Raw genomic sequence first — 13018 nt, 5'->3', positions numbered from 1 at the left:
GCTTCATGCGACAGCTGAACGACAGCAATCTAAGATTGCTGGCTGGACCACGGAGTGGGATTTACAGCGTGTCCTGTCAGGCCATCCTGCCTCGTGCGCTCGACTACTCTGAAGCAAAAAAGGAAATCCTGTGCGCGCATACGCCGACAACGATTACCCGGCAGACCATAAACCGGACTGGAAAATCATTTCAGGACTCTGGCCCTATCTCGCCGAATTCCGCGGCCGGGTAGTCCTGTCCTTGGTTTTGCTGGTGCTGGCCAAGCTGGCCACCGTTGCCACGCCCATCGCCCTGAAATACATCGTCGACTATCTGGACCAGAACCGGGGCGCGGACATGCTGCTTTGGATCCCGGTGGTTCTGGTGGTGGCCTACGGTTCGCTGCGGTTCGGCGCAACCCTGTTCAACGAGCTTCGGGATGCGGTTTTCGCGCGGGTGGCAGAGCGGGCCATGCGACGGGTGTCCCTCCGGGTTTTCGAGCACCTGCACCAGCGGGAACTGGCCTTTCACCTGGATCGAAAAACCGGTGGCCTGGCCCGGGATATCGAGCGGGGTACCAACGGCATCAGCTTTCTGCTCCGCTTTACCCTGTTCAACATTGTGCCCACCCTGCTAGAGATCCTGATGGTCGCCGGCATTCTTTTCGTGGTGTTCAATGTGGGTTATTTGCTGGCGATCCTGGTGGCCGTGGTGGTGTATGTGGTCTTCTCCATCAAGATCACCGAGTGGCGGACGAAATTTGTGCGCGAAGCCAATGCACGGGATAACCAGTCCAACTCGCGGGCCATAGACAGCCTGTTGAACTATGAAACCGTCAAATATTTCAATAACGAGCGGTACGAGGCTCAGGTCTATGATCGGGATCTGGACGACTGGGAACAGGCCCGTCTGAAAAATCGCTTGTCCCTGGCCGCGCTTAATTCCGGTCAGGCATTGATTATTGGTCTGGCCATGATTGTGATCATGGCGATGGCTGTTCAGGAGGTGGCCAGTGGTGAGATCACCCTCGGTGACTTCACCATGATCAACGCCTACCTGCTCCAGTTGTTCATTCCCCTGAACGCCCTGGGTTTTGTCTACCGTGAAATCCGTCAGGCCCTGGTGAATGTAGAGCGCCTGTTCAAACTGCTGGGAGACAAACCGGCCATTGAAGATTCCCCGGATGCCACCGCCCTGGCTGTGGATAGAGGCGAAGTACAGTTTGATCATATCCACTTTGCCTACCGCCCGGACCGGCCGATCCTGCGGGATGTGAATTTCTCCATTCCGGCGGGCCACAAGGTGGCAGTGGTGGGGGCCAGTGGCGCCGGCAAGTCTACCCTCGCCCGTCTGCTGTTCCGTTTTTACGAGGTCGATCAGGGCGCCATCCGGATCGATGGCCAGGATATCCGGCAGGTGACCCAGGACAGCCTGCGGTCGGCGATTGGTGTGGTGCCACAGGACACGGTGTTGTTCAACGATACCCTGTACCGGAACCTGGCCTATGGCCGGCCGGAAGCCACCGAGGAAGAGGTCTATCGGGCGGCCCGGATGGCGCACCTGGAGGACTTTATCCACAGTCTGCCGGACGGCTATGAAACCAAAGTCGGTGAACGCGGCCTGAAGCTCTCCGGCGGTGAAAAGCAGCGAGTGGCCATCGCCCGGGTGATTCTGAAGAACCCGCCATTGCTGATTCTGGATGAGGCCACGTCCTCGCTGGATTCACTCTCGGAGCAGGCCATCCTTACGGCGCTCAAGGAAGTTAGCCAGAGGCGGACAACACTGGTGATTGCTCACCGGCTGTCTACTGTTATGGATGCGGACAGCATCCTTGTGATGGAGGGCGGAAAAATCGTGGAGAGCGGACACCACCAGGATTTGTTGGCCCGGAACGGGCACTACGCCCGGCTGTGGTTCCAGCAACACCAGTCTGATGGCGGGGATACCGAAATTCAGCCGGAATACTGATCTTTGTAGTCAAACACGACCACCTGATTGCGGCCTTGAGCCTTGCCCCGGTACATCGCCTGGTCTGCACGCACCAGAATCTGGCTGGGTTTTTCGTCAGTCTGGTCGGAAATGGCAACGCCGCAGGTTATGGTGCCCCGCAGTTCATCAAAGCCAATGAACCGCAACTGTTCAACGGATCGGCGAAGGCGTTCCGCAAATTGCCTGGCACTGTTCTTGTCGCACTGAGGCAAGAGCACGGCAAACTCCTCGCCACCGATTCGCCCCAGCGTGTCGCTCGCACGCAGTTCATTTTTGATGCGATGAGCAGTCTCCCTCAGGACAAGGTCACCAACGTGGTGCCCGTAATGATCATTCACTCTTTTGAACCAGTCAAAATCGAAGAGTACGACCGCATAGCCGGCGCCGTTCCGTTTCAGCCTCTCAAACTCCCAGGACAGCACCTCGGTGAATCGACGCCGATTGGCTGAGCCTGTGAGATCGTCAGTGGTTGATGTCTGTCGGAGCTCTTCTTCAAGAGTTTTCTGGGAGGTGATGTCCAGGATCGCGCCGTGCCAGATGACCGTGCCGTCAGGCTTGAACTCCGGTTTGGACCGGCCTAGGACCCAGCTGATGACGCCCTCGTTTATAACCCGGTATTCACAGATCCAGTTTTCGCCGCTTTTCCTGGAGTGGTTAATGGTCTGTTCAACAAAGCCGCGGTCTTCCGGATGGATGGCCTGGAACACAATGGTGCCATCGGCGAGCGCCTGTTCAGGCGTCACGCCATAGACCCGTTCAATGCCGGCACTGGCATAGGGAAACGTCATGGTTCCGTCTGGTCTGATCTCGAACTGGAACACCACGCCCGGCAAGAGCGACGTCATTTTTTCAAAACGCTGGATCGTTTGCTGTTGCCCAGCCTTGATTTGCTCCAGTCTCTGCTCGTACTGCTTGCTGCTGGAGATCTCTATGTGAGTTCCGGAAATCCACTCGGGGTCACCCTCAGGTGTCCGGCTGACGAGGCGACCATAATCTCTGACCCAGACCCAGTGGCCGTCGCGATGACGCATGCGGGCTTCACACTCGTAATACTCGGAGTCGCCGCGGAAATGAGCCGTTAACTTCTGCTCGGACAGAGCCAGATCGTCTGGATGAGCGTGCTTCATCCAGGTGTCAATGGAAACCGGTTGGAGTTCTTCCAGAGAATACCCGATGATTTCCGCCCAGCGCTCGTTAAAAATCGTCTCCCCCGTCTGGACGTTCCATTCCCAGGTTCCGGCGCCGGTACCTTCCAGAATGGTTTTTAGACGTGAGGCTTCGTCTTGCTGAAGATAAAAGGAATGAGGGGGCATTTCACGTACTGCATGTCAGAGAGTTCCCGGCGATCATATAAGAACCTGTAGCTGGAGGCGATACCCATTAGTCAGTAGATTCCACAAGTGCGAGCGCCAAACCTGAGGCCCTGGAGACCTGCTGCGAGACGGCCTCCCTGAGCACCGGAATGTCCCCGGCAATCAGGCTGAACCAGTTTCTGGCGCGGGTAATGCCGGTATAGACCAGCGCTTTTGTCAGGACCGGGCTCAACCGGTCCGGCAAGACCAGGCAGGTGTGGTTGAACTCCGAACCCTGGGACTTGTGCACCGTCATGGCGTACACGGTTTCCAGCTGCTGCAGACGACTGGGCGAGATCCAGCGAATACCGCCAGCGGTGTCGCTATCCGGAAACGCCACCCGCAGGGTATAGCGGGGCTCACCGGTGTCGGTCCGATCCCAGGGCACGTTGACGGCAATGCCAATGTCGCCGTTCATCAGGCCCAGGTTATAGTCGTTGCCGGTAATCAGCACAGGCCGGCCTTCATACCAGCCCTCGGCCCGCGGGATTAGCTTTTCAGCCAGTAACTGCTTTGCGATCCGGTCGTTCAGGCCTTCCACGCCCCAGGGGCCCTTGCGCAGGGCACAGAGCAACTGGAAGTCACTGAAGGCTTCAAGGAGCTGAACCGCCATCGCATCCCAGTCTTCGCGGGAGCTGTCCGCGGTCAGGCCGTGCTCCTGTAACTGCTCCAGGTAATGGCGATAGCCAACGGGTGCTGGCAGGCTATCGCCGTTCACGTGCCGACCCTGCCCGGCATTGCGGAAGGCCTCGGGTGAGCCGGTGATGGCATGTCGACACACCAGGTCCAGGGTGTCTTCCGTATCCCCACTTTTCGACCGGCTGTTAAGCAGAATGACATCGTCGAATTCTGCTTCCCTGATCTGGCGCAACATGGCGTTATCAAGCGCATTGGTATTCACTGCTTCGGCAAAGGCGCGGATACCGCTGTCCTCCCGGAACCGGTAGCTCTTGCGTAGCATGGCCACGGCCTGATCCATAGGTTGGCCGGTTTCGTCCACCAGTGACTCCGGTATCTCGTCGCCGGCCATGGCGGCCAGCCATTGCGCCGTTTCCGGTGTGTAATGGGCCAGCAACGCCCGCTGGCACAGCTCCCCCAGTACCGCACCGGCGTCCACCGAGGCCAGCTGGTCCTTGTCGCCCAGCAGGATCAGCTGGGCGTTGGCGGGCAGAGCATCGAACACCGACGCCATCAGATCCACGTCCACCATCGAGGCCTCGTCGATCACCAGGATATCCACCAGCAAAGGGTTGTCCCGGTTATGGCGGAATTTGCGGGTATCCGGCCGGCTGCCCAGTAACCGGTGCAGGGTAGTGACTCTGGTGGGGATATCACTCAGATCGACGTTTCCCGGCAATTCGGCAAGGGGTAACCGACTCACTGCACCACCGATGGATTCGTTCAGTCGGGCGGCCGCCTTGCCGGTCGGGGCTGCCAGGCGTATCCGGTATTTTCGGCCCGCCCGTTCCCGGGATTCCCCGGCGACGGCCTGGAGTGCCGCCAGAAGGTTGACCACGGTGGTGGTCTTGCCGGTGCCCGGCCCGCCGGTGATCACGGCGAAATGGTTGCGGGCCGCCAGGGCACAGGCCAGTTTCTGGTAATTCACCGGTTCTGACGACCGGAACAGCGTATCCAGAGCCAGAGACAGGGTGCGGGCCGGACCGGATTCCGGATCTGCCAGGGGCGATGGCAAAGCCAGGCGTTGCCGGATGCCCTCCGCAATGCGTTGTTCGTAGCGCCAGAATCTGCGCAGGTAGAGCCGGGTTCCGTTCAGCACCAGGGGTATTGTATGTGAGCCATCACTTACGGCGCAGGCGCTTTCCAGTATGCTCAAACATTCCGGCAGCGTTACAAGTGCAAGCACGTCGGCAGGCTTGGGCCGGTCCGGCTCGTTGGTGTCGGAATCGGTGAGCGGATCGTGGACCGACTCCTCCGGTGGCAGTGACAGGGTTTGCCCGGCATCGGCCAGGAGATTGCCGAGATCAATGCAGACATGGCCACGACCCACCTGATGCGACACCAGTGCCGCCAGCAGCAGGACCAGTGGGTCCGGGCGTTCGCCCTGCTCTTCCGAGAGCTCCCGGATCAGCCGGGCAAACCCCACATCCAGCGCGCGGATCCACTCCGCCTGCTGCCAGTGCAGCAGCAGGGTCTCGGTTTTATCCGGGCTGGAGAGCAGATCGTTGATAGCGAAGGTGGTATCACCGGCAGCCGGTACGGTCGGCGTTTCCGCAGCGGTGTCCTCCGCGAACAGATCAATCTGGTGGTCGGACTTTCCGGTGTGGGAGCGGGAACGGCTCATGCGGCCACCTCCGCAACTGACTCGCCATCAAACAGGGCATCCAGTTGTTCAATCAGGGCTCTGGGCGGTTTGTCGGTGAAGGCGCCACCCGTGCTGGAATCAATGCCTCGCAGGAACAGGTAAACCGCGCCGCCAATGTGCCGGTCGTAGTCGTAATCCGGCAAACGGGCTTTCAGCAGTCGGTGCAGGGCCAGCAGGTAGAGCACGTATTGCAGATCGTAGCGTTTATCCAGGATGGCGTTGCCCATGGCCTGATCGGTATAGGCGCTGTCGTCCTCGCCCAGGGTATTGGATTTGTAGTCCAGCACGTAATAGCGCCCGTTGTGTTCGAACACCAGATCGATAAACCCCTTGAGCATCCCGTTGAATCGTGTCTCCTCGACCCTCGGACGGTCCGCGCCATTCAGCGTGTGCGTGGTTACCAGCTGATCCAGTTTCCGGACGCTGACGTTGCGGCTCTCAAACCAGAACTCCAGTTCCGGGCGCAGGGTGGCCAGGTTCGCCACGCTCACGCGGTCGGTGCCGGCCCGGTCGAGGCTCAACGGTTTGCTGATCAATGCCAGTAGCCAACGCTCCAGCGGTTCCACCCAGTCACTCCAGCCCCGGGTCCCGCAGCGTCGGGTCAACTGTTCATGAAGCAGCGGCGGGTTATCCACAACCTTTCGGAACCCCTGCTGCGTGCACCATTCCAGCAATTCGTGCAGGAAGGTGCCGGGTCCGGCGCCTTTCGGAAAGTTATGCTGGTTGAGCTGATTGGCCATCTGAGCCGAGTCTTCCTCCTCTTCCAGGGTGCTTTCTTCCAGCAGGTTCTGGGTCTGGGCATCTTCCACCTCACCGGTAAACGCGATCCCGGTGCCGGTCATGCCTGTGTATTCGATGGAGGAGTAGCTGGCAATCCACCAGTCCTCTTTGGCCTCGCGGTAAGAGATCATGGCCGGGCCAAGCGCTTCCGGCGCCGGTTCGTGGTAGTGCGTGTCGTACGGATCCGGTAACGGGGTTATCCGGATCTCCGCTCTGCGCTGTGCCAGACAGTCCAGGCAATCGCTGATACGGCCCTGAGCGTCACCGGCAATCAGGTAGCCCAGGCCGCTTTTCCGCCAGTTGTCCAGGGCTGCCGCGCCGACCCAGGTGGCGAAGCGGGCCCGGGTCAGGGCCACGTAGAGTTTGCGGATATCTTCGCCGAGGCGCTCCCGGTCAGCACTGGCCACGTCGTCCGGCGACGGGTCGAACACCGTGACCAGCCTGCCCTGGTCATTGTGATAGCGCACGAAGGCCTGCTTTTCGCTCTGGGCGCGAAAGGCCGTGCCGAAGGGCAGGAACACCAGGGGGTATTCCAGACCCTTGGATTTGTGCACGGTGATGACCTTCACCAGGCCAGCATCGCTTTCCAGCCGCAGGGTACGGTGTTCATCTTCCTCGTCGGCTGCACGCAGAATCTGGGTGTAGTGGTGTACCAGGGCATGTTCGCCGTCCAGTTGCAGGCTGTCCTGCTGCAGCAACTCGGCAATGTGCAGAATGTCGGTCAGGCGCCGTTCGCCGTCAGGCCGTTGCAGTAACCGGCCCGGCACCTCGAAATCCATGAGGAAGGTTCGCAGCATGGGCAGCACACCCTGCTTCTGCCATTGCTGCTGGTAACCAATAAAGCGCTCGATTTCCCGTTCCAGCACGAGCTCGTCGGTGAGCAGCTGATTCATGGCATGCCAGGACTGACCGAGGGTGGGCGTGGCCAGGGCCGCGCGGATATAGGCCAGCTGCCGGGGCTCGGCAAAAGCCCGAAGCCAGCCCAGCATTTCCTGTGATTCCCGGGAGGTCAGCACCGAATCCCGGTCTGACAGGTACACACTCTTGATGCGCCGGCGACCCAGGGCGTCCCGCACCGCGCTGGCCTCGTTACGGTTGTTGACCAGTATCGCGATGTCTTTCGGGGCAACCGGTTCCAGATCCTCCGGATGATCGGGCAAGGCAAAACCTGCCTGTTCGGCCTGGCCCAGGGTCAGCAAACGGGCGATCTCGCTGGCGCAGGTTTCTGCCACATCGGCTGTTGCGGAGCCCTTGGCAATGCCTTTTGGATTGCCGTCCCTGTCCTCTTCCCCGGATTCGTGGGTCCAGAACACAAGGCTGGGCTGCACCTCGCCGTTGATCGACCAGCTTCGTTTGGTGCCGTTGGCATCCACGCCCTGGAACGGCAGCGGTGAGGTGTCGCCCTTGCCGAACAGGAAGGCGCCGTCCCGGCTGTGCTGGTCGCTGTGTTCAAACACCTGGTTGACCGCGGCCACCATGGTTTTGGCGGAGCGGAAGTTTTTACCGAGTGTGTAGGTCCGCTCTTTCACACCCTGCCTGGCCTGCAGGTAGGTGTAGATATCCGCACCCCGGAAGCCGTAGATGGCCTGCTTGGGATCCCCGATCATCAGCAGGCAGGTACCCGAATCGCCGCCCGCCACATCATAGATGCGGTCGAAGATCCGGTACTGCACCGGGTCGGTGTCCTGGAATTCGTCAATCAGAGCAACGGGAAACTGGCGGCGGATGGTCGCGGCCAGCTGGTCGCCCCGGGGGCCGTGCAGGGCATCGTCCAGCCGGGTGAGCAGATCGTCGAAACCCATCTCCGAGCGCTTCTGCTTCTCCGACTCCAGCCGCTCGGCCATCCAGTGGCTGGCATGGCGCAGGATGTCGGATTTGGCGCTGGGCTGGTTCTGACTGAAATCCAGGAGCGCTTTGATAGCGTCGAAGGCCGGGTGATGGGGGGCGGATTCATCGCCTTTGAGAATGTTGTCGAGTCCTTCCGGCGTCTGATTTTTGAAGCCCGCAGCAGTGTCGATTTTCTCGGGCAACAGGTCGTCCGATTCCGCCCAGGCGACCAGAAAGTCCCAGACCTTGACCATGGCGTTCTTGCTGGCGCCATGGAGTCGTTTGCTCTTGTTCAGCTCGTTCAGCAGGTCGATGACTTCCCCGCGCCACTGACCCCAGGGGTAACCCTTCAGGGCCTGTGACTGTTCCAGACGCCGCCTGACTACCTGGTCGATGGCCTGATGAACGCTGTCCGGCGGTGTGCCCAGGCTCTGAGGATCGTCAATCAGATTGCGAACACCCTGGCGCAGATCTCCGGGTGTTTTCCAGTGGCTCAGGGCCTCGTCCATCAGCGCAGGGGGCAGCGGATAGACAAAGGTTCGCCAGTAATCCCGGGCGACCTCGTCCAGCAGCTCACTCTGGTCGGTTTCCAGGGTAAGTTTGAACAGGCTTCCGCTGTCGAAGGCGTGCTCGCTGAGCATGCGGTTGCAGAAACTATGAATAGTGGATACCGCCGCCTCGTCCATCCACTCGGCGGCCAGCAGCAGCTTCTTCCGGCATTCCGGCCAGCTGTCCGGATCCGGGTAGCTTTCATCCCGTAACTGATAGATCAGTGCCGTTTCCGCAGGCGGATCGGGCTCGTCGGCAGCGTCGGAAAACACCTCGGCGGCCTGGGTGAGCCGGGTGCGGATACGGTCACGCAGTTCCTTGGTGGCAGCCTCGGTAAAAGTGACCACCAGCAGGTTGGGAGGCAGCAGGTTTTGCAGCGGGCTGTCGGGCGACTGGCCGTGGCCGAGTACCAGGCGCACGTACAGAATGGCAATGGTGAAGGTTTTGCCGGTGCCGGCACTGGCCTCGATCAGGGCACTGCCGTTGAGGGCCAGGTCCAGGGGGTCAAGGTTCGGGTTCCGGTTGTTCATCTGTTCCGTCATTCCACACTCCCGATCTGATCCGCCGCCGATTTGCCCTGCTCGGCTTCCCAAACCGGTACGTAGAGTTGATGCAGCAGGGCTTCGAATTCGCCGCTGGCCATCAGCAGTTCCGGCGTTTCGAAGGCGCCCCTCAGGTAACCGGTATCCCGCTCCAGAGCCGTGGTATAGGCCTGCTCGGCCTCGCTGACAGCCCGCTCGTGGTCACCGACATATTTTTTACCGCCGTAGAAACTGGTGATCCAGGCAAAGCCGGCCTCGCAGTGAATGGGCAACGCCCGGGTGGTGGCTTCCATCCACCGGGTGAGCACCGCTTCAAAAATCGGTCTGGCCTGTTCCGGATGCAATGGGGCAAACCGGAAGTTTCGTCCCTCCTCCTTGCCCAGAACCAGGGTTTCGAAGGGTTGTCCGCCGAGCTGGCCTGCCAGGTGGATCAGCCAGTCCCGCATCAGGTTGGCGTAGCGCACTTTCTTGCTGGACCCGGAACCGGTCAGCAAACTGGAGCCGGCCACCACCAGCCGGCACAGCTCTCCCTGGGCATTGCAGCGCAGGTTGTCGATCAGATCCGCGATTTCCACCGAACCCAGGGCGCTTTCAAACCGGTAATCAAAGGGCAGTGGTTCAGCAACCGCTTCCGGCCAGTCAGCCAGTGCGTTCTGGTAACGCTCGAACAGATCGGGCAAGCGCCCGGCCAGCTCGGAACGCAGGCGGTGTTCGGTCACGCCCATACCCAGGTCGCCGCGTCGCGCCATGCGATCCAGAGTTGCCTGCAACCGGTCGTGCAGTTCCTCTTCGCTGCTGGCTTTCAACAGCCCGTCGTGGATCAGCTCGTTGTCCAGGCGCCAGCGGTCCAGACCATCCAGCTCGAAATTCTCGTTGTCGGTGTCGTCGTCTTCAACATCCTCGAAGCGCACCTGCAGCCGGCGCTGATAAAAGGTGTCGATGGGCTTTTTCAGGAAAGCCGCCAGATCGTTCAGGCTGATGGGCTCTTCCGGTGCCTGGTACGTTAGTGCCGACTGTGGCTGCGCGGCAGCCTCGCCACCGTGGGCACTGCGCCATTCCCGCTCGTAGGTAAACAACCGGCGTGCCTCCAACACCTCGGCCAGGGGACGGGGCGAACTGTTTTCCCCCTCGCCACCCTCCTCCAGCCCGTTGGCTTTCGGAAAATAGCTCCGGCTGAACGGCTGCAACGGGTGTTGGGTAGTGAGTGCCTGGATGACCTTCGTTTCGGGTTGCCCTGCCACGGACCAGAGACTGTCCAGATGATCCTGAAGCTGCCCCACCAGAACCGACGGCGGCCGTTCCGAATCATCTTTGATGCTGCGACCTACCCAGCTGATGTAAAGCTGCTCCCGGGCGGATAACAGGGCTTCCAGGAACAGGTAGCGATCGTCTTCCCGGCGGGAGCGGTCCCCCGGGCGGTAATCCTGGGCCATGAGGTCGAAATCCACCGGCGGCCGGGAGCGGGGATAGTCGCCGTCGTTCATGCCCAGCAGGCACACTTTCCGGAAGGGTATGGCCCGCATGGGCATCAGGGTGGCGAAGTTGACCTTACCGGCCAGGAAACGCTGGTTCAGGCCGCCTTCATCCAGCCCCTCCAGCAGCAAATCCTTGACGATGTTCAGGGGCAGGGTCTGTTCCTCAAGGCCTGCTGCCAGGGCGTCTTCCAGCCACTGTTCCAGCTGGCGGCGGAAACGGTTCAGCAGCAACAGGTCGCTGCCTTCCACCCTGTGGAAAAACTGCCCGAGCATCTCTGAGAACAGGTGTTCCCAGTCGTCCGGTGTGCGATTGGTCTGCAGCGCCTGCCAGAGAGTTTCCAACTGATGCACAAAGTCGTTCAGGCGGCCGGCAAGACTGGCCTGCAGGCCGCCGATCTCGCCGAAGGGTTCCACACCGGCCCAGGGCTCATCGTCGCCCATACCATACCCCAGCAGCATCGAGCGCAGCCCCGATTGCCAGGTGTTGCGCTCCAGTTCGGCGGGCAGGTTCAGGCTTTCCCGGTGCTGGCCGTGCAGACCCCAGCGGATATTGGCGCCCTCGACCCAGCGACGAGCCAGGGGGATTTCGTCTTCATTGATTCCGAAACGGTCCCGTATGCCGGGTACTTCCAGCAGGCTGATGATCTCACTCACCGCAAAACGGCTGCGGGGCAGTGACATCAGGGTTTCCAGGGCAATCAGCACCGGTTCGTGGTGGCGCTGGCCCTGGTCGGAAATGGTGAAGGGAATGTGGCGCTTCCGGCCCGGCTGGTAACGGCCGAATACGGCCTGGATGTGGGGCGCGTAAACGTTGATATCGGGTACCATCACGATGACGTCCCGGGGCCGCAGCGTTGGATCGACGTTGAAAGCCGCGAGAAGCTGATCGTGCAGAATTTCCACTTCCCGCTGGGGGCTGTGGGCCTGATGGAACGCCAGGGAATGATCCTGCTGCACATCCAGTTGTCGCCGTTGCTGGCGGATTTCCTGGAGGGGCGTCAGGTTGTGGATATCGTTCTGCAGCTGATGCAGCAGGCGCGGTGCTTCCGGGTTGCCATGGTCCGAGAAGATATCGATTTTCTGGTCCGGGGTCTGAAAGCTGCCACGGTACTGATCAGGGTTGTCGAACTCGTCCAGCAGACGGATGTAGTCCCGGCCCTGCTTGCCCCAGGCGGCCAGCAACGGATTGGCGTGCTGGTGCAGCTGGTCCGGATCCTCAATGGCGGAAAGTGCCGGATGGGTCCTGCCCCGTTTGCGTTCTGCGGTGAGCAGCTCCCGGTCGCTGATGATGTCGGCCCAGTAGAACTGGCAGGGGTTGTGAACAGACAGCACTACCTGACTGAACCGGCTCAGCACGTAAAGGGCTTCCAGCGCTTGCCGGGGCAGCGAGGAGACGCCAAAGACGACAATGCGGGTCGGCAGCCGGGACGGGTTGGCCGGTGCCTGAAGTCGCTGGCCCTGTTCCATGAACCGGGTATGGATCTGCGAGCGGCTGGTATGCGCTTCAGCGCCCACATCCTCAACCAGCCGGCGCCAGAGCAGGGGCTGCCAGCGGGTTTCCGCATCCAGAGGCTTTTCCTCGGCCCGGGCTGTGATAATCACGTCCTTGCCCTGCTCCCAGGTAGCCAGCCAGTCGGCCCGGAACACCTGGTACTGGTCAAACAGATCGGCCACCTTCTCCGCCAGCTGGAAATTGCGCAGGTCCGGATCGTTACCTTCCAGAAACCGGGCCAGCGGTGTAAAGGCCTCGTCCTGCCCCACCAGGCGTGGCAATAACCGGTACAGCCGCCACACCAGCCGCCGCTTGTCGAAGGGCGACTGTTCCGGCACCTCGCCGTCCGGAAGCACGGCCCGGTAGGCTTGCCAGATAAACCGGGCCGGGAACAGGAAATCCATACCGGCAGCAATCCCAAGGCCGCCTTCAAGGCCATCTTCGGTGCGCTTCTCCGCCAGCGCCAGCTTCAGCCACTGGGCAATACCGTTGCTTTGCACCAGGAAGGTTTCACTCTCCAGTGGCGGCATGGGGTTGTGCCGACAGATGTAGACAACGGCCCGGCGCAAGTCCTCCAGATGGTTGGCGTGGATCGCGTGAAACCCGGGTTCGATCCTGGCGCGTTGCTCGGTGGGCTCGGTGGAGAGTGCAGCCATGAATTTCCTTGTCTGGTGTGCAGTTCAATCCTGTTGCCACAGGTTAACGTATG

5 protein-coding genes are annotated in these 13018 nt (G+C 60.8%); 1 reads left to right on the top strand and 4 read right to left on the bottom strand.

Annotated features, from left to right (window positions below):
* Positions 1–130: 130 nt before the first annotated feature.
* Complete coding sequence (locus CFT65_RS02560; RefSeq protein WP_088826466.1) at positions 131–1948, top strand: ABCB family ABC transporter ATP-binding protein/permease; 1818 nt, start codon at positions 131–133, stop codon at positions 1946–1948.
* Here the strand turns inward: CFT65_RS02560 and CFT65_RS02555 are convergent.
* The 4 genes from CFT65_RS02555 to recC all read right to left on the bottom strand — a co-directional run bounded on the left by CFT65_RS02555 (position 1933) and on the right by recC (position 12965).
* The gene (locus tag CFT65_RS02555; RefSeq protein WP_088826465.1) at positions 1933–3282 is read right to left on the bottom strand and encodes a sensor domain-containing diguanylate cyclase; all 1350 of its coding nucleotides are present in this window, start codon (positions 3280–3282) and stop codon (positions 1933–1935) included. The two genes, CFT65_RS02560 and CFT65_RS02555, sit on opposite strands and share 16 nt — an antisense overlap.
* A 67-nt stretch (positions 3283–3349) precedes the next feature.
* Positions 3350–5623: an exodeoxyribonuclease V subunit alpha gene (gene recD / locus CFT65_RS02550; protein ID WP_088826464.1), complete on the bottom strand. Its 2274-nt coding sequence runs from the start codon at positions 5621–5623 to the stop codon at positions 3350–3352.
* Complete coding sequence (recB, locus tag CFT65_RS02545; protein ID WP_088826463.1) at positions 5620–9342, bottom strand: exodeoxyribonuclease V subunit beta; 3723 nt, start codon at positions 9340–9342, stop codon at positions 5620–5622. The genes recD and recB overlap by 4 nt, the downstream gene beginning before the upstream one ends.
* The gene (gene recC / locus CFT65_RS02540; RefSeq protein WP_088826462.1) at positions 9339–12965 is read right to left on the bottom strand and encodes an exodeoxyribonuclease V subunit gamma; all 3627 of its coding nucleotides are present in this window, start codon (positions 12963–12965) and stop codon (positions 9339–9341) included. The genes recB and recC overlap by 4 nt, the downstream gene beginning before the upstream one ends.
* Positions 12966–13018 lie beyond the last annotated feature (53 nt).

This window comes from Marinobacter sp. es.048 (assembly GCF_900188435.1).
GTDB lineage: Bacteria > Pseudomonadota > Gammaproteobacteria > Pseudomonadales > Oleiphilaceae > Marinobacter.
This window is presented reverse-complemented; position numbering and strand designations above follow the sequence as displayed.

Excerpts from the sequence above, each read along its gene's own strand:
- CFT65_RS02555 (WP_088826465.1), bottom strand. The coding sequence starts at position 3,282 with ATGCCCCCTCATTCCTTTTATCTTCAGCAAGACGAAGCCTCACGTCTA.
- recD (WP_088826464.1), bottom strand. The coding sequence starts at position 5,623 with ATGAGCCGTTCCCGCTCCCACACCGGAAAGTCCGACCACCAGATTGAT.
- recB (WP_088826463.1), bottom strand. The coding sequence starts at position 9,342 with ATGACGGAACAGATGAACAACCGGAACCCGAACCTTGACCCCCTGGAC.
- recC (WP_088826462.1), bottom strand. The coding sequence starts at position 12,965 with ATGGCTGCACTCTCCACCGAGCCCACCGAGCAACGCGCCAGGATCGAA.